The 24393-nt window shown below is 67.8% G+C and carries 24 protein-coding genes and 1 tRNA gene; 8 read left to right on the forward strand and 17 right to left on the reverse strand.

What is annotated here, in order from left to right; translation table 11 throughout:
* The 3 genes from GSE44_RS17750 to GSE44_RS17760 form a co-directional block, all read right to left on the reverse strand.
* Positions 1-505, reverse strand: a 505-nt coding sequence (locus tag GSE44_RS17750; RefSeq protein ID WP_159350170.1) for a GDP-mannose 4,6-dehydratase, incomplete at its 3' end; no start/stop codon positions are given.
* A 103-nt stretch (positions 506-608) separates the two neighbouring features.
* Positions 609-1769, reverse strand: coding sequence for a glycosyltransferase (locus tag GSE44_RS17755; protein WP_159350171.1), 1161 nt, complete (start codon positions 1767-1769; stop codon positions 609-611).
* Positions 1766-2863 (reverse strand): glycosyltransferase, encoded by a 1098-nt coding sequence (locus GSE44_RS17760; RefSeq protein WP_159350238.1) that lies wholly within the window; start codon positions 2861-2863, stop codon positions 1766-1768. The genes GSE44_RS17755 and GSE44_RS17760 overlap by 4 nt, the downstream gene beginning before the upstream one ends.
* A gap of 210 nt (positions 2864-3073) precedes the next feature.
* On the opposite strand from GSE44_RS17760, the gene GSE44_RS17765 reads away from it, so the two are divergent.
* On the forward strand, positions 3074-4465 hold the full coding sequence (locus tag GSE44_RS17765) for a leucyl aminopeptidase family protein (protein ID WP_159350172.1): 1392 nt from the start codon (positions 3074-3076) through the stop codon (positions 4463-4465).
* Between the two features lie 112 nt (positions 4466-4577).
* Positions 4578-4988, forward strand: coding sequence for a MarR family transcriptional regulator (locus GSE44_RS17770; RefSeq protein WP_159350173.1), 411 nt, complete (start codon positions 4578-4580; stop codon positions 4986-4988).
* Between the two features lie 160 nt (positions 4989-5148).
* On the opposite strand, the gene GSE44_RS17775 is transcribed toward GSE44_RS17770, so the two are convergent.
* The 7 genes from GSE44_RS17775 to GSE44_RS17805 are packed head-to-tail and all read right to left on the reverse strand — an operon-like array spanning position 5149 to position 12525.
* Complete coding sequence (locus tag GSE44_RS17775) at positions 5149-5565, reverse strand: hypothetical protein (protein ID WP_159350174.1); 417 nt, start codon at positions 5563-5565, stop codon at positions 5149-5151.
* Positions 5562-7169 (reverse strand): ABC transporter ATP-binding protein, encoded by a 1608-nt coding sequence (locus GSE44_RS17780; RefSeq protein WP_159350175.1) that lies wholly within the window; start codon positions 7167-7169, stop codon positions 5562-5564. The genes GSE44_RS17775 and GSE44_RS17780 overlap by 4 nt, the downstream gene beginning before the upstream one ends.
* Positions 7166-8203 carry an ABC transporter permease gene (locus tag GSE44_RS17785; RefSeq protein WP_159350176.1) on the reverse strand — a complete coding sequence of 346 codons (1038 nt, stop codon included), beginning with the start codon at positions 8201-8203 and terminating at the stop codon, positions 7166-7168. Before GSE44_RS17785 ends, GSE44_RS17780 begins: the two co-directional genes overlap by 4 nt.
* Entirely contained in the window at positions 8200-9309 is a 1110-nt protein-coding gene (locus tag GSE44_RS17790; RefSeq protein ID WP_159350177.1) for a microcin C ABC transporter permease YejB, read from the reverse strand. The genes GSE44_RS17785 and GSE44_RS17790 overlap by 4 nt, the downstream gene beginning before the upstream one ends.
* Before the next feature lie 3 nt (positions 9310-9312).
* Positions 9313-11175 carry an extracellular solute-binding protein gene (locus GSE44_RS17795; RefSeq protein ID WP_159350178.1) on the reverse strand — a complete coding sequence of 621 codons (1863 nt, stop codon included), beginning with the start codon at positions 11173-11175 and terminating at the stop codon, positions 9313-9315.
* Positions 11176-11221: 46 nt separating this feature from the next.
* Positions 11222-11995 carry a histidinol-phosphatase gene (gene hisN / locus GSE44_RS17800; RefSeq protein ID WP_159350179.1) on the reverse strand — a complete coding sequence of 258 codons (774 nt, stop codon included), beginning with the start codon at positions 11993-11995 and terminating at the stop codon, positions 11222-11224.
* On the reverse strand, positions 11995-12525 hold the full coding sequence (locus tag GSE44_RS17805) for a c-type cytochrome (RefSeq protein WP_159350180.1): 531 nt from the start codon (positions 12523-12525) through the stop codon (positions 11995-11997). The genes hisN and GSE44_RS17805 overlap by 1 nt, the downstream gene beginning before the upstream one ends.
* Positions 12526-12693: 168 nt before the next feature.
* Here GSE44_RS17805 and GSE44_RS17810 point away from each other — a divergent pair, with 168 nt between their 5' ends.
* The 5 genes from GSE44_RS17810 (at position 12694) to GSE44_RS17830 (ending at position 17019) form a co-directional block, all read left to right on the forward strand.
* Positions 12694-13452, forward strand: a complete 759-nt coding sequence (locus GSE44_RS17810) for a 3-deoxy-manno-octulosonate cytidylyltransferase (protein ID WP_159350181.1) — start codon at positions 12694-12696, stop codon at positions 13450-13452.
* The gene (locus tag GSE44_RS17815; RefSeq protein ID WP_159350182.1) at positions 13449-14303 is read left to right on the forward strand and encodes a prephenate dehydratase; all 855 of its coding nucleotides are present in this window, start codon (positions 13449-13451) and stop codon (positions 14301-14303) included. The genes GSE44_RS17810 and GSE44_RS17815 overlap by 4 nt, the downstream gene beginning before the upstream one ends.
* 91 nt (positions 14304-14394) lie before the next feature.
* Positions 14395-15498: a TRAP transporter substrate-binding protein gene (locus GSE44_RS17820; protein ID WP_159350183.1), complete on the forward strand. Its 1104-nt coding sequence runs from the start codon at positions 14395-14397 to the stop codon at positions 15496-15498.
* Between the two features lie 73 nt (positions 15499-15571).
* On the forward strand, positions 15572-16378 hold the full coding sequence (locus GSE44_RS17825) for an undecaprenyl-diphosphate phosphatase (RefSeq protein WP_159350184.1): 807 nt from the start codon (positions 15572-15574) through the stop codon (positions 16376-16378).
* Between the two features lie 77 nt (positions 16379-16455).
* Positions 16456-17019, forward strand: a complete 564-nt coding sequence (locus GSE44_RS17830) for a hypothetical protein (protein ID WP_159350185.1) — start codon at positions 16456-16458, stop codon at positions 17017-17019.
* 67 nt (positions 17020-17086) lie between these two features.
* Here GSE44_RS17830 and GSE44_RS17835 read toward each other — a convergent pair whose 3' ends face one another.
* Positions 17087-17734, reverse strand: a complete 648-nt coding sequence (locus tag GSE44_RS17835) for a CoA transferase subunit B (protein WP_159350186.1) — start codon at positions 17732-17734, stop codon at positions 17087-17089.
* Between the two features lie 19 nt (positions 17735-17753).
* Entirely contained in the window at positions 17754-18509 is a 756-nt protein-coding gene (locus tag GSE44_RS17840) for a CoA transferase subunit A (protein ID WP_159350187.1), read from the reverse strand.
* A gap of 131 nt (positions 18510-18640) precedes the next feature.
* Here GSE44_RS17840 and GSE44_RS17845 point away from each other — a divergent pair.
* A tRNA-Ala gene (locus GSE44_RS17845) sits at positions 18641-18716 on the forward strand.
* 68 nt (positions 18717-18784) lie between these two features.
* Here GSE44_RS17845 and GSE44_RS17850 read toward each other — a convergent pair.
* The 5 genes from GSE44_RS17850 to GSE44_RS17870 all read right to left on the reverse strand — a co-directional run bounded on the left by GSE44_RS17850 (position 18785) and on the right by GSE44_RS17870 (position 24382).
* Positions 18785-19150: a hypothetical protein gene (locus tag GSE44_RS17850; RefSeq protein WP_159350188.1), complete on the reverse strand. Its 366-nt coding sequence runs from the start codon at positions 19148-19150 to the stop codon at positions 18785-18787.
* Between the two features lie 38 nt (positions 19151-19188).
* On the reverse strand, positions 19189-21069 hold the full coding sequence (locus tag GSE44_RS17855; protein ID WP_268893664.1) for a potassium transporter Kup: 1881 nt from the start codon (positions 21067-21069) through the stop codon (positions 19189-19191).
* Between the two features lie 135 nt (positions 21070-21204).
* On the reverse strand, positions 21205-21999 hold the full coding sequence (locus GSE44_RS17860) for an amino acid ABC transporter ATP-binding protein (protein WP_159350189.1): 795 nt from the start codon (positions 21997-21999) through the stop codon (positions 21205-21207).
* 23 nt (positions 22000-22022) lie between these two features.
* On the reverse strand, positions 22023-23165 hold the full coding sequence (locus GSE44_RS17865; RefSeq protein ID WP_159350190.1) for an amino acid ABC transporter permease: 1143 nt from the start codon (positions 23163-23165) through the stop codon (positions 22023-22025).
* Between the two features lie 14 nt (positions 23166-23179).
* The gene (locus GSE44_RS17870; RefSeq protein ID WP_159350191.1) at positions 23180-24382 is read right to left on the reverse strand and encodes an amino acid ABC transporter permease; all 1203 of its coding nucleotides are present in this window, start codon (positions 24380-24382) and stop codon (positions 23180-23182) included.
* Between the last annotated feature and the right edge of the window lie 11 nt (positions 24383-24393).

Genomic DNA, 24393 nt, shown 5'->3' on the forward strand with positions numbered 1-24393 from the left:
AGCTCTCCCGGTAGTTCACCGTCATCCAATGGGCATAGAGCTTGGCCACGGCATAGGGCGAGCGCGGGTAGAAGGGGGTCTTCTCGCTCTGCACCGGCTCCTGGATCAGCCCGTACATCTCGGAGGAGGAGGCCTGGTAGAAGCGGGCGTTCGGCGCCGCCAGCCGCAGCGCCTCGAGCATGTTGTTCGCGCCCAGCGCCGTCACCTGCCCGGTCAGCAGCGGCTGGTTCCAGGAGGTCTTCACAAAGGACTGGGCACCGAGGTTGTACACCTCGTCCGGCTTGACCTCCTGCATGATGCGCAACATCGACGACAGGTCGATCAGGTTGCCATCCATCATCCGCACCTGCCCGGCAATGCCGAGCCAGCGCAACCGCTCGTCGATCACATCCCCCGAGGAGGAGCGTCGGAGCAGCCCGAAGACCTCGTAGCCCTTCTCGAGCAGCAGTTGCGACAGGTAGGCCCCGTCCTGTCCGGTCACCCCGGTGATGAGCGCGCGCGGCATCAGATCCAGTTTCGCTGGTGATAGGCCGGCAGCCTTTAGCGGCCTTGCTCGGGCCTTGCTAGACCGCGTGTTCGGATCAGCCCCGAACAGGGCTGGAAACGGGTCAGGAAAGGCCCAGCGCGGCGCGGTAGTCCGGCGGCGGCAGGCGGACCGGCGGCGGGCGCCGCAGGGCCTCGTCCCCCGCGATCCGGCGCAGGATCGCGGCGGCCTCGTCGAGATCCGGATCGGCCCAGCGCGCCTCGGGCATATCATAGATGCCCTGCGGGTCGCGGGCCGGCACCAGCCGCCAGCCCACGGCATGGCAGCCAGGGCCCTGCATGAAATCGGTGTTGCCAGACCAGCCGGTCGCCACCACGGGGCGGCCCAGCTCCATCATCTCGGCGATCGCGAAGCCATAGCCCTCCGAGCGGTGCAGGGAGAGCAGCGCGTCGCTCGCCGCCATCAGCGCCCAGAGGTCGCTGCGGGACAGGGCGGCGTCCATCACCCGCACATTTGGCCGGGCTTCGGCCGCCGCCGCCACGGCCGCCCAGCCGGGCCCGGCATGGGCGGTACCATGGGTCTTGACCACCAGGATGTGGTCGGGATCGTCGCCGAAAGCGCGGTGATGCGCCTCGATGGCGCCCAGCGGGTTCTTCCGCGCGAGGGAGGAGGTGGCATCGAAGACCAGCAGCGTGACGAAAGCCTTCTCCGGCAGACCGAAATCGGTCCGACCGAGGGCGGAGGGAGCCGGACGCGGCAGGGGATAGGGCACGACCTGCACCGGCGGGCCGCCCGGGCGACGGCAGGCCGCGGCCACGAACTCCGTCCCGGCCCAGATGGCGTGGCAGGCGGCAAAGCCGCGATTCCAGTCGGGCGGCAGGGCCGGAAGCTCCCAGTTCCACACGCCGATCACCCGCTTTCCCGCGACCGCCCGGCGCCCCAGAGCAAACAGCGCCCAGGGCAGCATCGGCCCATTCACATGCACCAGCAGCGTCCCCGGCCCGAGCGGGACATTCGGAGGCGGCCCGGCCGGTCCTTGGCGCAGCGGACCGGTGAGATCGGCTTCCGCCACCTCAAGTCCCTGGTCGCGCAGCCCGGCCGCGAGGCGCCGCGTGGCGGCCCCAAGGCCGGTGGTAGCCCCGAAATAGCCAGCCACCGTCACCGGCAGCGTCGGGGGTGGCGCCGGCCCGGCGATCCGGGGTGCCAGGGCGGCGGTCAGCGAGAAAAGAGCATCGCGCCGGGCGGAGCGCGGCAGGCGGGACCAGATCCGATGCAGCAGGCTCATCGCCCCGCTTCCTTTCGGCGCTCCAGCCATTCAACCAGCGTCGCGGCCTGGGCATCCCAATCGCTCAGCCGGGCCCCGGCCACCCGGGCGCCGGCGGACAGCGCCGCCCGGCGGGCGGGGTCGAGCATCGCCGCCATCGCCTCGGCCAGGGCCGGCGCGGAAACCTCCCTCGCCAGCAGCCCTGTCACCCCATGCTCCAACTGGGCGGAGAGGCCGCCCACAGGCGTCGCCACCACCGGCACGCCCAGCGCGAGGGCGATCGGCAGGACACCGGACTGGCTGGCCTCCCGATAGGGCAGCACCACCGCGCCGGCGGAGGCGACGAGGGACGGCATCTCCGCATCGGCCACCCAGCGTGGCTCGACCGTCACACCCGGCAGGGCGGCAAGCCCAGGGGCACAGGATTCCGGATCACCCTCCCCCACCACGCGCAGGGTGGCACCAGGATGGCGGGCGCGCAGGGCGGCAAAGGCGTCCCGCAGCAGGTCCAATCCCTTGTAGGCGCGTAGCCGTCCGAAGAAGAGAAAATCGGCCACAGGCGACGCCGGGGAGGAGCCGACAGCCGGAATATGGGCGCCCAGCGGCAGGCGCAGGATGGGCAGGCCGGGCCGGCGCGCGGCCACCGCCGCCGCCACGGGCTCCGAGAAGACGACGGCCCCGGCGGCAGCGTTCAGCTCCTGCCGCAGGCGCCAGTCCCAGGCGAAGGCGGGGTCGCCCGGATGCGGCAGGGCGTCATGAACCATGCTGACGAAGGGGATCCCGGCACGCGGCAAGGCGCCGGCCACCAGTGGTGTCCAGACATGGTTCATCACCGAAACCACGGCATCAGCGCGCATGCCTAGCGCCTGCTCCACCAGGCGCCGCCGGAGGACCGGCAGGCGCGCCAGGCCGATCACGGCACCGGCAGCGCCGCCGAAAGTCTCCACAACATCCAGCGGTACGTCGAGCGCACGGGTCTCGGGCAGCAGCTCGTTGCGGTCGGACAGGGAGAGGCCGAGCGTCACGCCCGGCCGGCCCACCAGCCCGCGCGCGAGGCAGAGGGCGAATTGGGCCCCGCCGCCGCGCCGCCCCCAATACCAGAGCAGAATCCGCATGCCGGGGCGCGTATCACCCGCCATCGCCGTAGGAAAGCAGGCTTGGTCGGCCTTGGCGGGGCCCCGGCGCTGCCGCATAGGCAGGCAGCGCACCGACGGCATGGCGTTCCGCTCCGTCCCGGCCATGCACCGGATGGCCCGCTATCGGCATCTTGAACAAGAAGCCCTTCCGAAATGACCGGCAATGACATACAACTTTAAGTTGCAAAGATGCCTGATCCTGAGCTGACCTGGGCCCTCGCAGGGACCTCCGCGGCGACCCGCCCTGTCCACGCCACGACGCGGGATGCGCTGCCGGCGCTGCTCGAACGGCTGGATCCCGATGCGGCAGGCTATCTTCGGGATAGCGGCTTCCAAGCCGAGGCGGGGCAGATTGCCCTTCTTCCGGGCGCAGGCGGCGTCTCGGCGGCCGTGCTGGGTCTCGGCCGGGGCGACGGGCCGCCCTGGCCCTATGGCGCCCTGCCCTTCGGCCTTCCCGAAGGCACGGACTGGCGCCTCGGCGAAGGGTGCGACCCCGCGGCAGCCCTGCTGGGCTGGATGCTCGGCGCCTATCGCTTCACGCGCCACAAGGCCTCGCGCCGGCAACCCGCCCGGCTGGTCCCGCCGGATGGCTGCCCCGACACACAGGTACTGGCGGAGGCAATCCTCAGGGCACGGGACCTGATCAACCTCCCTGCTGCCGATCTGGGCCCTGCCGAACTGGCGGATGCCGCGCGCGGCGTCGCCGAGCGTTGCGGCGCTGCGTTCGAAGAGATCTCGGGCGATGCCCTGACCCAAGGCTTCCCCGCCGTCGCGGCCGTTGGCTGCGGCAGCCACCGCGCGCCTCGCGTGGCGGTGCTCCGCTGGGAAGGTGCGGCTGAGGGGCCACTGATCGCCCTGCTCGGCAAGGGCGTGTGCTTCGACACGGGCGGGCTGGACCTGAAGTCGCCCGACGGCATGAAGCGCATGAAGAAGGACATGGGCGGCGCGGCCATCATCCTCGGGCTGGCGGAGGCGCTGATGCGCCTGCAGGCCCCGATCCGCCTGCTGGTCGCGATCGGCGCGGTGGAGAATGCCGTCTCCCCCACTGCGATGCGCCCGCTGGACGTGCTGCGCACCCGCGCGGGGCTGACGGTCGAGGTGGGCAACACGGATGCCGAGGGGCGGCTGGTGCTGGCCGACCTCCTGGCCTTCGCGGGCGAGCAGCGGCCGAGGGTCATGATCGATGCGGCGACCCTCACGGGCGCCGCCCGCGTCGCACTCGGTCCTGATCTGCCAGCGCTGTTCACGAATAGCGAAACGGTTGCCTCGGCTCTTTCCGCCGCGGGCGAGGCGTGCCACGACCCGCTCTGGCGACTGCCGTTGCACGAAGGTTACGCTTCGTGGCTCGACAGTTCGGCTGCCGACATCAACAACATCGGCAGCCGACCGATGGCTGGATCCGTCGTGGCCGCGCTCTTTCTTCGCCATTTCGTTCCGGATGGCATCGAATGGGCGCATCTCGACGTTTACGCCTGGAACGATTCGGCGAGACCGGGACGTCCAGAAGGTGGCGAGGCGATGGGCCTGCGGGCCCTTTACGCCGGACTGATGGCGCTGTTGCCCGTTTGGGCCGGCCCTTGAGCGGGTGATCCGCAAAGCCGGCTTGGGCCGCTCCCCAACGGGAGGCCGGCTCAACGGTTGATTCTGATACGGCGCCCCCTGTGGGGCGCCCCAAGAGAAGGAATGTTTCCCGATGCCCGTGCAAGGCACACCGGACCAGTTCGTCGGCATTCTCCGGGACACGGTGGTGGCGCTGGTTCGCCGCGATGGCCCCGACCTCTCAGCACGGCAGCTCGGCGTGTTCCTGACGGTCTATCTGGGCGAGGGCCCGCATACGGTGCGCGGCCTGGCCGCCTCGCTCAATGTGTCCAAGCCCGCCATCACCCGCGCGCTGGACCGCCTGGGCGAGCTGGACTTCGCCCGCCGCAAGACCGACCCGCAGGACCGCCGCTCCGTGCTCGTCCAGCGCACCGTGAAGGGCGCCGCCCTGTTGCGCGAGATGCGCAGCATCATGGGTGAGGCCGCCGCCGCCGCCGAGGACACGACCGAGACCGTGGTCACGCAGCCGGCCAACAGCCAGATGCAGACCAAGCGCGCGAGCTGATCGCGCGCAAGCCCGAGCGCGTGTGGATGGCAGGACCGCCCCGATAGGCCGGCGCCTGCCGCTCACATGCGATCACTCCAAATGCCCTGGCCAATGCTCTGGCTCTTTGTTGAAGAGCGGATTCACACTTCCGAGCGATCCCGCCCCACAGAGTTCTGCTCTAGCCCTCCGACAGGGCACGCACGAAGGCGCGCCAATCCTGCCGCTTCGCCGCAGCCCGCTCCGTTCCGTCCGGCATCTTCGCATACAGGCTGAGCACGCCCTTCGCCCACATGGCATCGAAGGTCGCCTCGCTCGACAAGGCGAAGGCAGCGCTGCGGTCGAAGACTTCGTCCCTCACCTTGGGCAGCACCTTCAGGATCCACCAGGCTGCGCCCACGACCAGGACCGCCAGGCCAACCCAGGTGTGGATGTAAAGGGTGGCGAGCATGCTGGCGCCGAGCAGGATCACCGGCACCGTGATGTTCTCCCAGGTGCGGTAGACGGGCGAGCCCGGCGCATTCATCTGCCGGATGTTGATGCCCAGCTTCACCTGCTCCTGGTCCAGCAGTTCCTTCAGGCGTTCAAGTTCGTTCACGTCTCGACCCCAGCTCCGGCGCGCAGCTCGAAGGCCGCTTCCATAAGGGCGCGGGTGTAGGCCGCCCGGGGCGCGGCGACCACCTGTTCCGTCTCGCCCTCCTCGACCAGCTTGCCGTCCTTCATCACGACGATGCGGTGGGCCAGCGCCCGCACCACGCGCAGGTCATGCGAGATGAAGATGTAGGAGAGGCCCCGCCTCGCCTGCAGGTCGCGCAGCAGCTCCACCACCTGCGCCTGCACCGAGACGTCAAGTGCGCTAGTCGGCTCGTCCAGCACCACAAGCTCCGGCTCGAGCACCAGGGCGCGCGCGATGGCGATGCGCTGGCGCTGTCCGCCGGAGAATTCATGTGGGTAGCGGATGATGCAGCCGGGATCGAGCCCGACCTCCCGCAGCGCTCCGGCGACCCGCGTATCCCGTTCTGCACGGGAGAGGGAGGGTTCATGCACCGCCAGCCCTTCGCCCACGATCTCGCCCACGCTCATGCGTGGCGAGAGGCTGCCATAGGGATCCTGGAAAACGATCTGCATGCGCCGGCGCAGGGGCCGCAGCCCGGCGCGGGACAGGCCCTGGATGGGCTCGCCATCCAGCAACACCTCGCCCTGGGAGTGCGCCAGCTGCAGCAGGGCAAGGCCGAGGGTGGTCTTGCCGCTGCCGCTTTCCCCGACCACCCCGAGCGTCTCGCCCCGCCGCAAGGTCAGGTCGACGCCATCCACCGCCTTCACATGGGACACGACCCGGCGCAGCAAGCCGCGGCGGATAGGAAAATGCACCATCATGTCGCGGGCACGGAGGATCTCCGGCGCGTCCTTTGGCAGCGGCGCCGCGCGCCCATGCGGCTGGGTGTCCAGCAACATGCGCGTGTAGGGATGGGCAGGCCGGGCGAAGACCTCGGACACCAGGCCCTGCTCCACCGCCGCCCCATCCTTCATCACCACCACCCGGTCTGCATGGCGGCGGACGATGGCCAGGTCATGGGTGATGAGGAGCATGGCCATGCCAAGCTCCCGCTTCAGCTGCGCCAGCAGGTCCAGCACCTGCGCCTGGATGGTGACGTCCAGCGCCGTGGTCGGCTCGTCGGCGATCAGCAGGCGCGGGTCATTGGCGAGGGCCACGGCGATCATTACCCGCTGCCGCTGCCCGCCAGAGAGCTGGTGCGGATAGGCGTCCAGACGCTCCGCCGCAGCACCCAGCCCGGCTCTATGCAGCAGTTCAATCACCCGCCGCCGCAGGGCCGCGCCACGCATTGGCCGGTGCAGGGTGATGGCCTCGGAGACCTGCCGCCCGATCGTGTGCAGCGGGTTGAGCGAGGTCATGGGCTCCTGGAACACCATCCCCGCCACGCCGCCCCGCAGGCGCTGCAATTCGTCGGAGGAGGCGTTCAGCACGTCCACCCCGTCCAGCGTCACCTGCCCCGTGGGGTTCGAGCCGCCGGGGCCCAGGAGGCGGAGGCAGGACAGCGCCGTGACGCTCTTGCCGCTGCCGCTCTCGCCCACGAGGGCAAGCGTCTCGCCCGGCTTCAGCGAGAAGGAGACGCCCTGCACCACCGGGTGCCCCCGGAAGGCGACACACAGGTCGCGCACATCAAGCAGCGGTCCGCTCATCGCCCACCTCCCGGCTGCTTGCGCGGATCGAAGGCGTCACGCACCGCCTCGCCGATGAAGGCCAGCAGCGTCAGCATCCCGCCCAGCACGACAAAGGCGGTGATGCCAAGCCAGGGCGCCTGGAGATTGTTCTTCGCCTGAGAGACGAGCTCCCCGAGCGAGGGCGAGCCGGGCGGCAGGCCGAAGCCCAGGAAGTCCAGGCTCGCCAGCACGGTGACGGAGCCGGCCAGGATGAAGGGCAGCATGGTCAGGGTTGCCACCATGGCGTTGGGCAGGATGTGGCGCGCCATCAGCCGCATGTCGGACACGCCCAGCGCCCGTGCGGCACGCACATAGTCCAGGTTCCGGCCGCGCAGGAACTCCGCCCGCACCACGCCGGTCAGCGCCATCCAGGAGAACAGCAGCAGGAAGCCGAGAAGGGAGAAGAAGCTCGGCTCGATGACGCTGGCCAGGATGATGAGCAACAGGAGCTGCGGCATGCCCGACCAGATCTCGATCACCCGCTGGAAGATCAGGTCCACCCAGCCGCCGTAATAACCCTGCACCGCTCCGGCCGCGACGCCGATGACGGAGGAGATGATGGTCAGGGTAAAGCCGAACAGCACGGAAATGCGGAAGCCATGGATCACGCGGGCCAGCACGTCGCGCGCCTGGTCATCCGTGCCCAGCAGGTTCTTCATGGAAGGCGGCGAGGGCGCCGGGCGTCCAAGATCCCGCACGACGGTGCGGTGGCTGTAGCGGACCGGTGGCCAAATGGCCCAGCCGCGCTTCTCCACCTCCTCCACCAGCATTGGGTCGTGCCAATCGGCGGTGGTGGGGAAGCCGTCGCTCAATATGTCGCTCTCGGCGTATTCGATGACGACGGGGAAGAACCACTTGCCTTCCACCTGCGCCACGATCGGCCGGTCATTGGCGATTACCTCGGCAAAGAGGGTGACGAAAAACAGCAGGGCAAAGATCCACAGCGACCACCATCCCCGCCGATTGGCGTGGAAATTGGCAAAGCGGCGGCGGGTAAGTGGCGAGAGCGTCAACGGCGTGCGCTGAAATCGATCCGCGGGTCTACCAGCGTGTAGCTGATATCGCCCACGATCTGCATGACGAGGCCAAGCAGCGTGAAGATGTAGAGGGTGGCGAACATCACCGGGTAGTCCCGCCGGATCGCCGCTTCGAAGCCGAGCAGCCCCAGCCCATCCAGGCTGAACACGATCTCCACCAGCAGCGCGCCGGTAAAGAGGATGCCGATGAAGGCGGCCGGAAATCCTGCGATGATCAGCAGCATCGCGTTGCGGAAGATGTGGCCATAAAGCACCCGTTTCTCCCCCGCTCCCTTGGCACGGGCGGTGAGCACGTATTGCTTGTTGATCTCGTCCATGAAGGCGTTCTTCGTCAGCATAGTCAGCCCGGCGAAGCCGCCGACGACCAGCGCGATGGTGGGCAGCACCATGTGCCAGGCATAATCCGCCACGCGCTGCCACAGGGGCCAGTTCTCGCTGCCGCTGGTGGTCAGCCCGCGCAGCGGGAACCACTGCACGAAGGACCCGCCGGCGAAGAGCACCACCAGCAGGATGGCGAAGAGGAAGCCGGGAATTGCATAGCCCAGCAGCACCACGCCGGAGGTCCAAGCATCGAAGCGCGTCCCGTCCCGCACCGCCTTGCGGATGCCGAGTGGGATGGAGACGAGATAGATGATCAGCGTGGACCAGAGGCCGAGCGAGACGGAAACCGGCATCTTCTCAAGGATCAGGTCCACCACCGGGCGATCCTGGAACAGGGACCGGCCGAAATCGAAGCGCAGATAGCTGGTGATCATCTCCCAGAAGCGCGTGGCCGCCGGCTTGTCGAAGCCGAAGGCCTTTTCGATCTCCGCCACCACCGCAGGATCCAGCCCGCGCGCGCCACGATAGGTGGAGCGCGGTCCCTCTCCGCTCGTCTGGTCCTGCGGACGGGGGGCACGGGTTTCGCCGCTGCCCTCGCCGGTCAGGCGGCCCAGGGTGGTGTTACCCTGCCCTCGCAGCTCCGCGATCATCTGCTCAACCGGCCCGCCTGGCGCGAATTGCGTGACGGCGAAGTTGATGAGGATGATGCCGAACAGCGTCGGCACCAGCAGCAGCAACCGGCGAAGGATATAGGAGCCCAAGGCCTAGCCCGCGCTCCGGGCTGCCGCGAGGGCGCGTTCCTTCGCCGGGTCGACCCACCAGCTGTCCAGTCCCAAGGCGCGCTTCGGGTTGCGCTCCGGCCGGCCGAACTTGTCCCACCAGGCGAGGCGGAAGGTGCGGCTGTGCCATTGCGGGATGGTGTGGAAGCCCCAGAGCAGCACGCGGTCCAGCGCCCGGCAGCTGGCCGTCAGCTCCTGGATGTCCTGCGCGTTGACGATCATCTCGACGATCTCGTCCACGACCGGATCCTTGATCCCGATCGTATTGCGGCTGCCGTTCTCATCCGCCTTGGCGCTGGTCCAGTAGTCCCGCTGCTCGTTGCCGGGGGAGGAGGACTGGCCGAAGACATCGACGGTCATGTCATAGTCGAAGCCATCCATCCGCACCTGGTACTGCGGCGGGTCCACCGTCCGGACGCGCGCCTCGATTCCCAGGCGCCGCAGGGACTGGATATAGGGCAGCGCCACGCGCTCGAAGGTCGGGCCGTTCAGCAGGATCTCAAACTCGAAGCGCTGTCCCTGGGCGTTGGTCAGGCGGCGGTCCCTCACGGTCCAGCCAGCCTCGCGCAGCAGCTCCAGGGCACGGCGGGCCTGCTCGCGGTTGTTGCCGCTCCCATCGTTGACGGGAAGCTTGAATTCGCGGGTCAGCACCTCGGGCGGCAGCCGGTCCTTGAAGCGCTCCAGGATCTCCTTCTCGCGCCCCTCCGGCAGGCCACGCGCGGCGAAGTCGGAATTGGAGAAGTAGGAGCTCGTCCGCGCATAGGAATTGTAGAAGAGGTTGGCGTTCATCCACTCGAAGTCGAAGACCAGCCCCAGCGCCTCCCGCACACGCCGGTCCTGGAAGAGAGGCCGGCGCTCGTTCATGATGAAGCCCTGCAAGCCGGTCGGCAGCTCGTGCCGGATCTCGTCGCGCTTCACCCAGCCGCGGCGCACGGCAGGGAAGTCGTAAGCCGTCGCCCAGTCACGCGCCACATTCTCGGTGCGAAACTCGATCTGCCCGGCCTTGAAGGCCTCGAGCGAGACGGTTGCGTCGCGGAAATATTCGTATCGCATGACGTCGAAGTTGTTCGTGCCCTTCATGGTGGGCAGGTCGCGGCCCCAGTAATCCTCCACCCGGCGATAGAGGATTGAGCGCCCGGCCTCGAAGCGCTCGATCCTATAGGGGCCGGAACCCAGCGGCGGGTCCAGCAGCGGCCGGGCGAAGTCGCGCCCTTCCCACCAATGCTTCGGCAGCACGGCCAGCTGACCGAGAATCAGCGAAAGCTCGCGATTCTGGTCGGTCGAGAAGCGGAAAGTGACGCGGCGCGGGCTCTCCGCCACCACCTCGGATACGTCGGCCCAATAAGCCCGATAGAAGGGGCGGCCATGCTGGCGGAGCGTGTTGAAGGTCCAGACCACGTCATCCGCGGTGATGGGGCGGCCATCATGCCAGCGGGCACCCTCGCGCAGCTCGAAGGTCACGCCGCGACCATCGGCCGGCAGTTCGACCATACCGGCGAGATGGCCGTATTCGGCACTGGCCTCGTCCGCGCTCTCCTTCAGCAGTGTGTCGTAGAGTAGCCCGCTGCCGACGGCTGGGGTTCCGCGCAGGATATAGGCGTTGAAGCTGTCGAAGCTGCCGAGCGCGTAGAGGGTGATCTCCCCACCCTTCGGCGCATTCGGATTGACCCAGGGAAAATGCGTGAAGTCCGCCGGCAGCGCCGGCTCCCCCAGAAGGGAGAGGGCATGCACCCGGCGTGGGGCTGGCGTTGTGCCCTGGGCTGGCCCCTGGGCCGCCACTTGGGCGAGCGTGGGCAGGGCGGGCAATCCGGCGGCAAGGCCGGTGGCGAGAAGGGTGCGGCGGCGCATGGGATGGAGAGTGGGGCCTAAAGCCCCATCCCTCAACAGCCCGCCATCAAACGGAAAGCAACGAGGCACAGGCGGGCAGCAGCGCCGGGTCGCCCACGGCGAGCACATCGCCCGATGAATCGAGGGTCAGCGGGCGCCCGGCATGATCGGTCACGCGGCCGCCGGCGCCCTCCACCACGGGAACCAGCGCGCCCCAGTCCCAGGGCTTCATCGCGGCTTCCACCACGATATCGACCAGCCCGAGGGCCACGAGGCCATAGGTGTAGCAATCCCCGCCCCAAGTGGTCCGGCGCGAGGCACGGCGCAGGGCCTGGAAGCCGGCATCCTGCCCAGGCGGGAACATATCGGGGCTGGTGCAGGACAGTTCGGCCTGGCCGACATCCGGGCAGGGCCGGCAGCCCACGGTACCGCCGAAGGGGCCGCGGAAGCTGGTGCGGCGGCCTTCGGCGCCGATCCAGCGCTCCCCGGTCGCCGGCTGGTCAATGATGCCCAGGACCGGGCGGCCCTTGTGCAGCAGCCCGATCAGCGTGCCGAAGATCGGCCGGCCGGTGACGAAGGCGCGGGTGCCGTCGATCGGGTCCAGCACCCAGACCCATTCGGCATCGGCGCGGTCGGAGCCGTATTCCTCCCCGATCACGCCATGGTCGGGATGGTGCCGGGCGATATGGTCGCGGATGGCGCGCTCGGCGGAGCGGTCAGCCTCGGTGACGGGGCTGGCATCACCCTTCGCCTCGACCATCAGGGCCGAACGGAAGAGAGGACGAATCGCCGCCCCAGCCAGATCCGCCGCCGCCTCGGCCGAGGCGACGAGCTTGTCCATCAGGGAAGTGGCTGCGGGGTTGCCGACAGGCTGCGCAGATAGGCGATCACATCCGCTCGCTGCTGCGTCTGGTTCAAGCCTGCAAACGCCATGCGGGTGCCGGGGATGGCAGCGGCGGGGCGGTTGAGGAAGGCGTTCAGCGACTCATAGTCCCAGGTTTTGTCGTGCAACGCCTTCATGGCCGGGGAGTAGTTGAAGTCCTCCCGATGCGCATGCGGACCGCCGACGACGCCATAGAGATTCGGCCCGACCGCGTTGCGCCCGCCTTCGGTGAAGGTGTGGCAGGCCGCGCATGCGCGGCTCGCGATGGTCCGGCCGTTCTCCACATTGGCATTCGCCAGGAGCGGCCCGATCGGGTCCAGCGCCGCGGGCGCGGCCGGAGCGGCTGCAGCCACCACTTCGCCCGTCTCGATCGCGGGCTTCTCCAGACGATGCGGATGCACCACCAGCCCGCCGACCAGGCCGGCCACCATGAAGCTGATGCCAGCGGTCAGTACCGCTGCGAACGCCTTGTTAGCTTCCAGGCTCATACGCCCTGCCCAGTCCCGTGTTGTGCCGCATCCAAACGCCCGGCGGGCCGCGTGTTTGCGCGGCCCCGCCGTCGCGGCTAGAAGCCGGCGGACCATAATGTTCCCGGGCTTCCACGACAACCCGTGGTAGCCCGCCCCCGCAGCGGGTGCCGCCAAGAAGGGACAACCTTGAACCCGATCGTCCTGATTCCCGCCCGCATGGCTTCAACCCGCCTGCCAGGCAAGCCCATGGCGGACATCCACGGCCGGCCGATGATTGTCCATGTGCTGGAAGCCGCCCGCGCCGCCGGGATTGGTCCGGTCGCCGTGGCCTGCGACGCACCGGAGATCGAAGCCGCCGTGACCGCTGCCGGCGGAACCGCCGTGATGGTGGCCGAGGACCTGCCCTCCGGCACCGACCGGATCGAGCGCGCCCTGGCCATGTTGGATCCGGGCGGCATCCATGACACCGTGGTGAACCTGCAGGGCGACCTGCCGGCCATCCCCGCCGAGCTGCTCCGCGCGGTGCTCACCCCGCTGGCGGATCCGTCGGTCGACATCGCCTCGCTCGTCGCCCCGGTGGTGAGCACGGAGGAGGCTGCAGCACCGAGCGTGGTGAAATGCGCCTGCGCCTTTCCGCCCGGCGTGCAGGTTGCCCCGGCCCTCTACTTCTCCCGCCACCCCATCCCCTCAGGCGAGGGGCCGCTCTGGCACCATATCGGCCTTTACGCCTATCGTCGCGCGGCGCTGGCGCGCTTCGTGTCCCTTCCCGCCAGCCCGCTGGAGATCCGCGAGAAGCTGGAACAGCTGCGCGCGCTCGAGGCCGGGATGCGGATCGCGGTCGCCCGAGTGGACCATGCTCCCTTCGGCGTGGACACCCCCGCCGACCTTGCCCGCGCCCGTGCAGTGCTGCACCCCGGCATCGCCGCGCAAAGAGAGACCCCGTGACCCAGACCATCGCGTTCCAGGGCGTACCCGGCGCCTATTCCGACCTCGCCTGCCGCGCTGCTTATCCTGGCTGGACCACCCTTCCCTGCCCGTCCTTCGAAGCGGCGATGGCTGCGGTGCGGGAAGGCAGGGCCGATCTGGCGATGCTGCCCTGCGAGAACTCGCTGGCCGGCCGCGTGCCCGACATCCACCGGATGCTGCCGGATTCTGGCCTTCATGTGGTGGGGGAGCATTTCGAGCGCGTGGAACACTGCGTCCTCGCGCCCCCGGGCGCGACGCTGGAGACGATCCGCCGCGCCCATTCACACCCGGTCGCGCTCGGCCAGGTGCTGAACCTGCTGCGCGACATGCGCTGGCAGGCGGTGATCGAAGCCGACACCGCCGGCGCCGCGCAGCTCATCGCCCAGCGCGGGGGCGTGGAGGACGCGGCCATCGCCTCATCCCTTGCCGGAGAAATCTACGGTCTGCAGGTGCTCCGCAGGAACGTGGAGGACGAGGCGCACAACACCACCCGCTTCTACGTGATGGCGAATGAGCCGGCCCTGCCGCCGGTCACGGCCCCCGACAGCGTCACCACCTTCGTCTTCCGCGTCCGCTCCGTCCCGGCCGCGCTCTACAAGGCCCTCGGTGGCTTCGCGACCAATGGCGTGAACATGACGAAGCTCGAATCCTACATGCTGGATGGCCGCTTCACGGCGGTGCAGTTCCTCTGCGACGTGGATGGCCATCCTGACCAGCCGCCGGTCCGCCGGGCGCTGGAGGAACTGCGCTTCTTCTCACGGGAGCTGCATGTGCTCGGCTGCTACCCCGCCCACCCGTACCGGCAGGAGCAGGCCGAGGCGGCGGAGTGATTGCGGCGCCGCGATCCAGCCTTCCGCCGCGCCCGCCCATGACGTAATGAAGCTTCAATCAAGTCCGCTTGAGGGAAAGGAAACGTCCCGCATGACTTCCCGCGTGAACCGCCGCGCGTTGCTCACGGCCGCGCCCGCTGCCGCCGTTCCGATTGCCCTTGCTGCCCCGGCCATTGCCCAGACCAACCCCGAGGTGCGCTGGCGCCTCACCTCCTCCTTCCCCCGCAACACGGACATCCTTTGGGGCACGGCCGAGGCCGTCGCGAGGCGCGTCGGTGAGCTGACTGAGGGCAAGTTCCGCATCCAGGCCTTCCCGGGCGGCGAGATCGCGCCCCCGCTGTCGGCCCTGGACGCCGTGCAGTCGGGCAGCGTCGAATGCGCCCACACCGCCTCCTACTACTACATCGGCAAGGACCCGACGCTGGCCTTCTTCACGGCCGTGCCCTTCGGCCTGAACGCCCGACAGAACACTGCCTGGCTTCGCTTCGGCGGCGGGCAGGAGCTGATGAATGAGATGATGCGCGAGTACAACGCGATCGCCTTCCCCTGCGGCGATACGGGCGCGCAGATGGGCGGCTGGTTCCGTCGCGAGATCCGCACCGTGGACGACGTGAAGGGGCTGAAGTTCCGCATCACCGGCCTCGCCGGCCAGGTCTTCGCCAAGATGGGCGCCACCCCCTCAGTGACGCCGGCCGCCGACATCTACTCCTCGCTGGAGCGCGGCACGATCGACGCCGCCGAATTCGTCGGCCCGCATGACGATGAGAAGCTCGGCTTCGCCCGTGTCGCGCCGAACTACTACGCCCCGGGCTTCTGGGAGCCGGGCGCGCGGCTGCACTTCATTGCCAACCAGCGTGCCTATGATGCCCTGCCGCCCCAGTACAAGGCCGCGATCGCCGCCGCGACCGCCGAGGCGGATATCGAGATGCTGGCGAAGTACGACATTGCGAATCCGCAGGCGCTGCGCCGGCTCGTTGCCTCCGGCGCCCAGCTCCGCTTCTGGTCCCGCCCGATTCTCGAGGCCGCCTGGCGCGCGACCAACGAGGTGATGGATGAGTTCGCCAGCAAGAACGAGCGCTTCAAGAAAGTAATGGAGAGCCAGCGCCGCTATCGTGACGAGGTTTACACCTGGCACCGCGTGAGCGAGAATTCATTCGACAACTTCGCCTTCACCGCCTCGCAGACGGTGCGCTGAACCGTTTCAGGGCGTAAAGGAAGGGGGCGGGACCGGGGGGTTCCGCTCCCTTCTCGATTCTGCGACGGATCTCATGGACATTCTCGGTTTGCTGTCCGCCCTGCTGATGGGCGTGGTGGAGGGGCTGACCGAATTTCTGCCCATCTCCTCAACCGGGCACCTTATTCTCCTGGGCGAACTGATCGGCTTCAGGGGACCGCCGGGGAAGGTCTTCGAGATCGCCATCCAGCTCGGCGCCATCCTGGCCGTGGTGGTGACCTATTGGGGCGACCTATGGCGGATTGCTCTCGGTATGTGGCGGCCGCAGACGGTGGAGCGATACACCGCCACCAACATTCTCCTGGCCTTCCTGCCAGCCCTGGTCATCGGGGCCTTGTTGCACGGGCCAATAACCACCCTGCTGTTCAACCCCTGGGTAGTGGCCGTTGCCCTGGTGCTCGGCGGCGTCGCGATCATCCTGATCGAGCGGAAGCGGCCTGCCCCGAGCATCCAGTCTGTGCCCGAAATCGGGCCCTTCGCAGCCTTCCTGATCGGCTTCGGCCAGGTGCTGGCCATGATCCCCGGCACCAGCCGGTCGGGCGCTACCATCATCGCGGCCCTTCTGCTGGGCGTCGAACGCCGCGCGGCCGCCGAATTCTCTTTCCTCCTCGCCATCCCCACCATGCTGGCGGCGACCGTCTACAGCCTCTGGAAGGCGCGAGCCGACCTGGATCTCTCCGGGCTGGGACAGATCGCGATCGGCTTCGTGGCCGCCTTCGTGGTCGCGCTGGTCGTTGTGCGGGTGGTGCTAGCCTCCATCTCAAAAATCGGGTTCTCGCCCTTTGGATGGTACAGGATTGCCCTTGGCGGGATCATTCTCGTCTGGCTGGCATTGCGCTAGCATCGTTGCTAGGGTGAGCGCGGCGAGGCTTCCGTAGGGCGGGCCAATACGGGCGCCGCGGAAGAGGAGAGGGCTGAATGCTGGGTTCGCGGATGCGCCTGGGGCTGTTGGGCGCGGGTCTGGCTGGATTGCTGGTCCTGCCAGCTGCGGCGCAGGGCTGGCCCGGAGAATCTGGCCCCACCGGCGACCAGCTGGGCCTGACGATTCGTCAGTTTGAGCGGCTTCGGCCCCCGCCCATCGAAACCGGCATGGGTGAGCGCGCGGTGCCGGACCTCACTGCTTTCGATCTTCCGATTGGTTCGGTCGAAGTCGGGCTGCCCATGATCGGTGCGCCACCCCCGATGGTGAACCGCACGCCGCCGCGCCGCGCCGCGCGGCGTGACGCCCGGCGCCGCAGCCAGGGCAACGTGACCGCTGTCCGCAGTTCCGAAGGGCAAGGCTACGCCGAGACGCGTACCCAGGAGGAAAGCCGGATCGATCGGCTGGAGCGTGAGCTGGCGGCGCGCGGACGGCAGATCGCGCAGCTGCAGCAGCAGGTCGACCAGGAAAGGCAGCGAGCCTCGGAGCCGCGCAGCGCCGCGGCCCGTTCCGCCGGCAGCCTGTTCAGCATCAACCCGGCGGCCACGGTGACGCCGCGCTGAAACCCGGGCCAGCGCCAGGAAGCACCCTTTTGCGGGGCGCCGCGATGGCGACGCCCCTTCGGCCGGTTCAGGCGGCCTGCAGCGCCACCTCGTAATCGGCCTCGGTCTTGGCCCGCATCTCTTCCTCGGTAACGCCCGGGGCCAGTTCGATCAGCCGCATCCGACCTGCGACCTTGTCGATCTCCATCACGCCGAGATCGGTCACTACCAGATCGACCACGCCCTGCCCGGTCAGCGGCAGGTTGCAGGACTTCAGCAGCTTCGGCTTGCCGCCTGCAGTGTGCTCCATCAGCACGACCACACGCTTTACCCCGGCCACCAGGTCCATGGCGCCGCCCATGCCCTTCACCATCTTGCCTGGGATCATCCAGTTGGCGAGATCGCCGTTCTGGGCCACCTGCAGGGCGCCGAGGATGGACAGGTCGATATGCCCGCCGCGGATCATGGCGAAGCTGTCGGCCGAGGAGAAATAGCTCGTCGTCGGCAACTCGGAGACGGTCTGCTTGCCGGCATTGATCAGGTCCGCATCCTCCTCCCCCTCATAGGGGAAGGGACCGATGCCGAGCATCCCGTTCTCGCTCTGCAGCTGGACGGAGACTCCCTCCGGGATGTGGTTGGCGACCAGGGTCGGGATGCCGATCCCCAGGTTCACATAGAATCCATCCTCCAGCTCGCGGGCGGCGCGGGCGGCCATTTCGTCGCGGGTCCAGGCCATGGGGCGCGTTCCTCTCGGCTCAGCGGGCAGGAAGGGGGTCGGTGCCGGCGGCGGCCGGGGTGGCAGGCTCGGCGCGCTTGCGGGTCGTGCGCTGCTCGATCCGCTTGTCCGTGCCCGGCGGCACGACGATCATGCGCTTGGTGAAGATGCCGGGGGTGTGGATCTGGTCCGGGTCCAACTCGCCCTGGCCGACCATCTCCTCCACTTCCACCACGGTGACACGGGCGGCGGTGGCCATCACCGGATTGAAGTTCCGTGCCGTCTTGCGGAAGACGAGGTTGCCCTCCGGATCGGCCTTCCAGGCATGGATGATGGCGAGATCCGCCACGATCCCGCGCTCCATCACATAGGTGGCGCCGTCGAACTCCTGGGTCGGCTTGCCCTCGGCCACGGCGGTGCCCACGCCGGTGCGGGTGAAGAAGGCCGGGATGCCGGCGCCGCCGGCACGTATGCGCTCGGCCAGGGTGCCCTGGGGGTTAAACTCGATCTCCAGCTCCCCGGCCAGGTACTGGCGGGCGAACTCGGCGTTCTCGCCCACATAGGAGGCGATCATCTTTCGAATCTGGCGGGTCTTGAGCAGCAGGCCCAGCCCGGCATCGTCCACGCCGGCATTGTTCGAGACGAAGGTGAGATCCTTCACGCCGCTGTCGCGGATCGCCTCGATCAGCAGGGTCGGGATGCCGCAGAGGCCGAAGCCACCAGAGTGAATGAGCATCCCGTCGCGCAGCAGCCCGTCAAGCGCCGCCTTCGCATCCGGGTAGAGTTTCCTGCTCATTCGGCGACGTCCTCCAGCCTCTCTGTGGCGGAAGGCTAGCCCTCCCTCGCCATGGTCGGAAGGGGCAAGAAAGCGCCAAAGGGGGGATTGCCTGCCCCGATGGCTGGGGCTATATCGCCGCACCCGAGTGGGGGGCCATAGCTCAGTTGGGAGAGCGCTTGAATGGCATTCAAGAGGTCGTCGGTTCGATTCCGATTGGCTCCACCAGTTTGACGGGATGAGCGGGGCGCCTGGGAACGGGCGCCCCGCTCTCTTTTTGGTCCCTCGCCAAGTGATCAGCCGACGCCGACGATCCTCCAGGCGTATTCCCGCCCGTCCGGCTCGGCGATCGTCACATTTTCCCCTGGTCGGCAGGGAACGTTGCTGCGGATCAGGGCCTGGATCGGTGCATCCACTGGGCTGTCGTCCCGGCGGAAGAAGCGCAACGCCCAGCCTGTATCGGGATCGAAGAGCACGTCTCCATCCATCAGCCCCTGGCCCGGCCAGAAGCGCCGGGCGAGCCAGCTGGCCTTATCCGCCTGCCAGGCTCCGGGATCCGGAAAACCCTGCGGGTCGAGCGTCATCTGGAACTCGTAGCGATATTCGGGACTGCCCTCGGGGAGGCCCGTTCCGCCGCTCGGCGAAAGAACGACGAGCGGCATGGTGGCAACCTCCAGGAACAGAAGCAGGCCGCAGCCCGCTAGATGGCGACACGAACCCCAAGCTCGACCACACGGTCACTGGGGATACGGAAAAACTCAGTCGCCGGAACCGAGTTGCGCGACATGATGCCGAAGAGCCACTGCTGCCATTTGGCCATCTTGGGCACGCTGGAGGCCACCACCGTCTCCCGGCCCAGGAAATAGGACGCCTGCATGGGCTCATAGTCCACACCCAGCTCCCGCAATCCCTCGAGTTCCCGGGGAATGTTCGGGCTCTCCTGGAAGCCGTAGCAGAGCGAAACGCGGTGGATGCCTGGTGCCAGCTCCTCCACGTTCCGGCGATCGGTGACCTGCGGCACGTCCTGCACGCTCACAGTGACGAACAGCACGCGCTCATGCAGCACCTTGTTGTGCTTCAGGTTGTGCAGCAGCGCGTTGGGCACGTAATCGGCCTGGCTCGTCATGAACACCGCAATCCCCGGGACGCGGGTGGTGCGTGACTGGGGCAGCCGGGCCAGGAAGGACTTCAGCGGCAGGCTGTCCTGCCGGAAGCGGGCGAAGAGCAGGTCACGCCCGCGGCGCCAGGTCACCATCAGGGTGAAGAGCCCCCCGCCGAACACCAGCGGCACCCAGCCGCCATCCGGGATCTTCAGCACGTTGGAGATGAAGAAGGCGAGATCGAGCAGCAGGAGCGGCATGAACACTGCGATGACCAGCAACAGCGGCCAGCTAAAGGTCCGCCGAAAGACCAGCCCCGCCAGGACGGAGGTGGCGACGAAAGTACCAGTGACCGCGAGGCCATAGGCCGCCGCCAAGCTATCCGAATCGCGGAAGGCGATGACGAGGACGAGCACCCCGAGCAAAAGGGCAAAATTCACCTGGGGCATGTAAATCTGCCCCTCCTCCGTCTCGCTGGTGTGCTGCACGACGAGGCGCGGCATGAAGCCCATCTGCACGCATTGCCGCGCGATCGAATAGGCGCCCGAGATCATCGCTTGGCTCGCGATGATGGTGGCCGCCGTCGCCAGGATCACCAGCGGCAGGCGCAGCCACTCCGGCGCCAGCAGGTAGAAAGGGTTCTCGAGCGCCGCGCGGTCCGACAGCATCAGCGCGCCCTGGCCCAGATAGTTCAGTGCCAAGGAGGGCAGCACGAAGGCTATCCAGGCCAATTGGATCGGCCGCCGCCCGAAATGCCCCATATCCGCGTAGAGCGCCTCCGCCCCCGTCACCGCCAGCACCACGGAGCCGAGCGCGATGAAGGCCGCCAAGTGATAGGCGAAGGCGAATTGCACCGCATAATGCGGCGAGAGGGCGACGAGCACGCCCGGCTCACGCACCACCTCGATCAGCCCCAATAGCCCAATGACGCCGAACCAGACGACGGTGATCGGCCCGAAGACGGCGCCCATGCTGCCCGTGCCCCGGTATTGGAACAGGAACAGCGCGAGCAGCACGGCCACGGAGAGAGGAACGACAGCGCCTTCAAAGGCTGGGGAGATGATCTTCAGCCCCTCGATCGCAGACAGCACCGAGATAGCGGGGGTGATGACGCCGTCACCGAAGAACAGGGCTGCACCCGCGATCCCCACCATGGCGATGGTGTAGCGGCCGCGCTCCGTCCGGGCGGCACGCTGGGCGAGGGCCATCAGGGCGAGGATGCCGCCCTCGCCCTTATTGTCTGCTCGCGTCACCAGCCAGACGTATTTCACCGTCACGACGATGATGAGCGACCAAAGGATAAGGCTGAGAATCCCGAGGATCTCCCAGCGCTCCAAGCCATCGGAGGAGAAGTGCAGCAGGGCCGCCCGCATGGAGTAGAGCGGGCTGGTGCCGATGTCGCCATAGACGATGCCGAGCACGCCCAGCAGAACGGCCGCGTTGACCGGCTGCCGATCGCCATTCTTGGCCTGGGGTGTCACGTCCGTCGCCCACGATGGTTGGTGGGCGGCGGCATAGGTCCACCGGCCCGGACGCTGCAACCCCCGTCCATGCCCCTCGGTTGCAAGTCCGACATGCGTTTGTGGCCGGAACGAGCCGCTGATTAACCCTGCGGCTCAGTGCCCGCGCAGGATCTGCGAGAGGAAGGCCTTGAAGCGATCGGTGGAGGGGTTGTTGAAGACCTGCTCCGGCACGCCCTGCTCCACCACCTCGCCGCGGTCCATGAACACCACCCGGTCGGCCACCTGGCGGGCGAAGCCCATCTCATGGGTCACGCAGATCATGGTCATGCCGTCTTCAGCGAGGCTGACCATGGTGTCCAGCACCTCCTTGATCATCTCGGGATCGAGGGCGGAGGTCGGCTCGTCGAAGAGCATGATCTTCGGCTGCATGCACAGCGCGCGGGCAATCGCCACGCGCTGCTGCTGCCCGCCGGAAAGCTGTCCGGGGTACTTCCCCGCCTGCTCCGGGATCTTCACCCGGTTCAGGTAGTGCATCGCCAGCTCCTCGGCCTGCTTCTTCGGCGTGCGGCGGACCCAGATCGGGGCGAGGGTGCAGTTCTCGAGAATGGTCAGGTGCGGGAAGAGATTGAAGGACTGGAATACCATCCCAACCTCGCGCCGGATCGCGTCCAGCGCCCGCACGTCGTCGGTCAGCTCGGTGCCGTCCACGACGATCCGGCCTTCCTGGTGCTGCTCCAGGCGATTGATGCAGCGAATCATGGTGGACTTGCCGGACCCGGAGGGGCCGCAGACCACGACGCGCTCCCCGGTCGCCACCTGCAGCGAGATGTCACGCAGCACGTGCATCGCGCCGTACCATTTGTTGACCTTGTCCAGCAGGATGGCCGGGGGCGCATCCGTCCGGATGGAGGATGCGACGGAGGGGCCTTCGGCGAGGGCGGCACTCATGGCGTGATCCTTTCGTCCGGGATTCAGCGTGCCCGGTGGCGGTTCAGATCCGCCTCCAGGTTCTGACTGTAGCGGGACATGGCGAAGCAATAGACGAAGTAGATGCAGGAAACGGCGATGTAGACCTCGATGCCGAAGCCCTGCCAGGCCGGTTCCACAATCGCCGTCTTGCCAGCGGTCAGCAGGTCGAAGATGCCGATGATCAGCACCAGCGACGTGTCCTTGAAGAAGCCGATGAAGGTGTTCACCAGCGGCGGAATCACCAACCGCAGTGCCTGCGGCAGTATGATGAAGCCGGTCTTCTGCCAGTAGGAGAGGCCGAGCGCTTCGGCTGCCTCATACTGTCCCTTCGGAAGGGCCTGCAGGCCACCGCGCACCACCTCGGCGAGATAGGCGCCGGCGAAGAGAATCACGGCCACCTGGGCGCGCAGCAGCTTGTCAATATTCACCCCTTCCGGAAGGAAGAGCGGGAACATCACGCTGGCCATGAAGAGCAGGGAGATCAGCGGCACGCCGCGGATCAGCTCCACATAGGCGATGCAGAGGATGCGGATCGCCGGCATGGATGAGCGCCGGCCGAGGGCGACGAGAATGGCCAGCGGAAAGGCGAAGGCAAGGCCGAAGGTGGCGAGGATGAGCGTAATCGGCAGCCCACCCCAGCGCTCCTGCGGCACGTAGGAAAGGCCGAAGACGCCGCCCCACATCAGCACGCCGATCAGCACCAGCGTCAGGGCCCAGACGATCGCCAGCTCCCAGCGCCAGAAGCGCCGCATGGCGGAGACGACGTAGAGCGCGGTGAACAGCACGCAGACCAGCGCCGGGCGCCAGTGCTCCTCATAGGGATAGGTGCCGAAGAGGATGAAGCGGTGCTTTTCCGTGATCACTGCCCAGCAGGCGCCAGGATTGGCGGAATTCTTCAGCGCGCGGCAGGCCTGGGTCTGGTTGTTCTCGACGGACCAGATCGCATTGATGAAGGCCCAGTCCACGAAGCCCATGGCCCAGCGCACGAGGAAATAGGCCACCACCAGCGTCACCGCCGTGTTCAGCCAGGAGGAGAAGAGATTGGCCCGCAGCCAGGCGACCGGCCCCGTGGTGAGGGCGGGCGGATGGCGCGGCACCGCCTCCGGCACGCCGGCGGCGGAGGTGTTGAGAGGAATGTCGCTCATCTGCGTTGCTCCCCTCAGCGCTCAACCAGCGCGATGCGGTTGTTGTACCAGTTCATGAAGAGGCTGATGGACAGAGAGATGGTCAGGTAGACCAGCATGATGATGGCAATGCCCTCGATCGCCTGGCCGGTCTGGTTAAGGGTCGTGTTCGCGATGCTGACGATGTCCTGGTAGCCGATGGCGACAGCCAGGGACGAGTTCTTCGTCAGGTTCAGATACTGGCTGGTCATGGGCGGCACGATCACACGCAGCGCCTGGGGCAGAACGATCTGCCGCAGCACCACGCCGGGCCGCAGCCCAAGGGCCTGCGCCGCCTCCCACTGCCCATGCGGCACGGCCAGGATGCCGGCGCGCACGATCTCGGCGATGAAGCCGGCAGTGTAGGTAACCAACCCGATCAGCAGCGCGAAGTATTCCGGGCTGACCGTCATGCCGCCCTGGAAGTTGAAGCCGCGCAGCGCCGGCCAGGTGACGCCGGTGGGGGCACCCCCCGCAATCCAGGCTAGCACCGGCAGGCCGATCAGGAAGCCAATGGCGGCAGGCCAGACCCGGCGCGGCTGCCCGTCAGCGAACTGCTTGCGCCGCATCGCCTTGGCATAGAGCCAGGTGAAGAAGCAACCCGCCACGAAGGCGAGCAGCGCCCAGCTATGCCCGGCTTCCCAATCGAGAAACGGCAGCTTCAGCCCACGGTTGGAGAGGAACACCCCGGCCACCGGGTTCAACGCCTGCCGCGGCGCCGGAAGCCCCTGCAGGATGGTGTACCAGAACAGCAGCTGCAGCAGCAGCGGGATGTCGCGGATCACCTCGACATAGACAGCCGCGATCTTCGCCAGCAGCCAGTTCTTCGAAAGCCGCGCGATGCCGATCAGCGTACCGAAGATCGTGGCCAGCACGATGCCGATGACCGCGACCTTCAACGTGTTCAGCACGCCGACCGTCAGCGCGCGCAGATAGGTGCTGGCCGGCGTGTACTCGATCAGTGACTCGCCGATCGGCAGCCCCGCCTCACGCTGCAGGAAGCCGAAGCCCGTCGCGATCCGGCGGACTTCCAGATTGTGCTGCGTGTTGCGCACCAGCCACCAGACGACGGCAACCACGGCTCCGACGATCAGCAACTGCCATATGACGGCGCGCACCCGCTCATCCGCCCAGGACAGGCGGAGCCTTTTCTTCGGGGGGGTGCGGAGGTGCCGCGGGTCGGTGGCAGTCTGCGACATCCGGTGAGGCC

Source organism: Muricoccus harenae (assembly GCF_009848505.1).
In the GTDB taxonomy this organism is placed as follows: domain Bacteria; phylum Pseudomonadota; class Alphaproteobacteria; order Acetobacterales; family Acetobacteraceae; genus Roseomonas; species Roseomonas harenae.

What these genes read in the sequence shown, in the direction of transcription:
- GSE44_RS17755 (WP_159350171.1), bottom strand. Translation starts at nt 1,769, where the DNA reads ATGAGCCTGCTGCATCGGATCTGGTCCCGCCTGCCGCGCTCCGCCCGG.
- GSE44_RS17760 (WP_159350238.1), bottom strand. Translation starts at nt 2,863, where the DNA reads ATGCGGATTCTGCTCTGGTATTGGGGGCGGCGCGGCGGCGGGGCCCAA.
- GSE44_RS17765 (WP_159350172.1), top strand. Translation starts at nt 3,074, where the DNA reads ATGCCTGATCCTGAGCTGACCTGGGCCCTCGCAGGGACCTCCGCGGCG.
- GSE44_RS17770 (WP_159350173.1), top strand. Translation starts at nt 4,578, where the DNA reads ATGCCCGTGCAAGGCACACCGGACCAGTTCGTCGGCATTCTCCGGGAC.
- GSE44_RS17780 (WP_159350175.1), bottom strand. Translation starts at nt 7,169, where the DNA reads ATGAGCGGACCGCTGCTTGATGTGCGCGACCTGTGTGTCGCCTTCCGG.
- GSE44_RS17795 (WP_159350178.1), bottom strand. Translation starts at nt 11,175, where the DNA reads ATGCGCCGCCGCACCCTTCTCGCCACCGGCCTTGCCGCCGGATTGCCC.
- hisN (WP_159350179.1), bottom strand. Translation starts at nt 11,995, where the DNA reads ATGGACAAGCTCGTCGCCTCGGCCGAGGCGGCGGCGGATCTGGCTGGG.
- GSE44_RS17805 (WP_159350180.1), bottom strand. Translation starts at nt 12,525, where the DNA reads ATGAGCCTGGAAGCTAACAAGGCGTTCGCAGCGGTACTGACCGCTGGC.
- GSE44_RS17820 (WP_159350183.1), top strand. Translation starts at nt 14,395, where the DNA reads ATGACTTCCCGCGTGAACCGCCGCGCGTTGCTCACGGCCGCGCCCGCT.
- GSE44_RS17825 (WP_159350184.1), top strand. Translation starts at nt 15,572, where the DNA reads ATGGACATTCTCGGTTTGCTGTCCGCCCTGCTGATGGGCGTGGTGGAG.
- GSE44_RS17830 (WP_159350185.1), top strand. Translation starts at nt 16,456, where the DNA reads ATGCTGGGTTCGCGGATGCGCCTGGGGCTGTTGGGCGCGGGTCTGGCT.
- GSE44_RS17835 (WP_159350186.1), bottom strand. Translation starts at nt 17,734, where the DNA reads ATGGCCTGGACCCGCGACGAAATGGCCGCCCGCGCCGCCCGCGAGCTG.
- GSE44_RS17840 (WP_159350187.1), bottom strand. Translation starts at nt 18,509, where the DNA reads ATGAGCAGGAAACTCTACCCGGATGCGAAGGCGGCGCTTGACGGGCTG.
- GSE44_RS17850 (WP_159350188.1), bottom strand. Translation starts at nt 19,150, where the DNA reads ATGCCGCTCGTCGTTCTTTCGCCGAGCGGCGGAACGGGCCTCCCCGAG.
- GSE44_RS17860 (WP_159350189.1), bottom strand. Translation starts at nt 21,999, where the DNA reads ATGAGTGCCGCCCTCGCCGAAGGCCCCTCCGTCGCATCCTCCATCCGG.
- GSE44_RS17865 (WP_159350190.1), bottom strand. Translation starts at nt 23,165, where the DNA reads ATGAGCGACATTCCTCTCAACACCTCCGCCGCCGGCGTGCCGGAGGCG.
- GSE44_RS17870 (WP_159350191.1), bottom strand. Translation starts at nt 24,382, where the DNA reads ATGTCGCAGACTGCCACCGACCCGCGGCACCTCCGCACCCCCCCGAAG.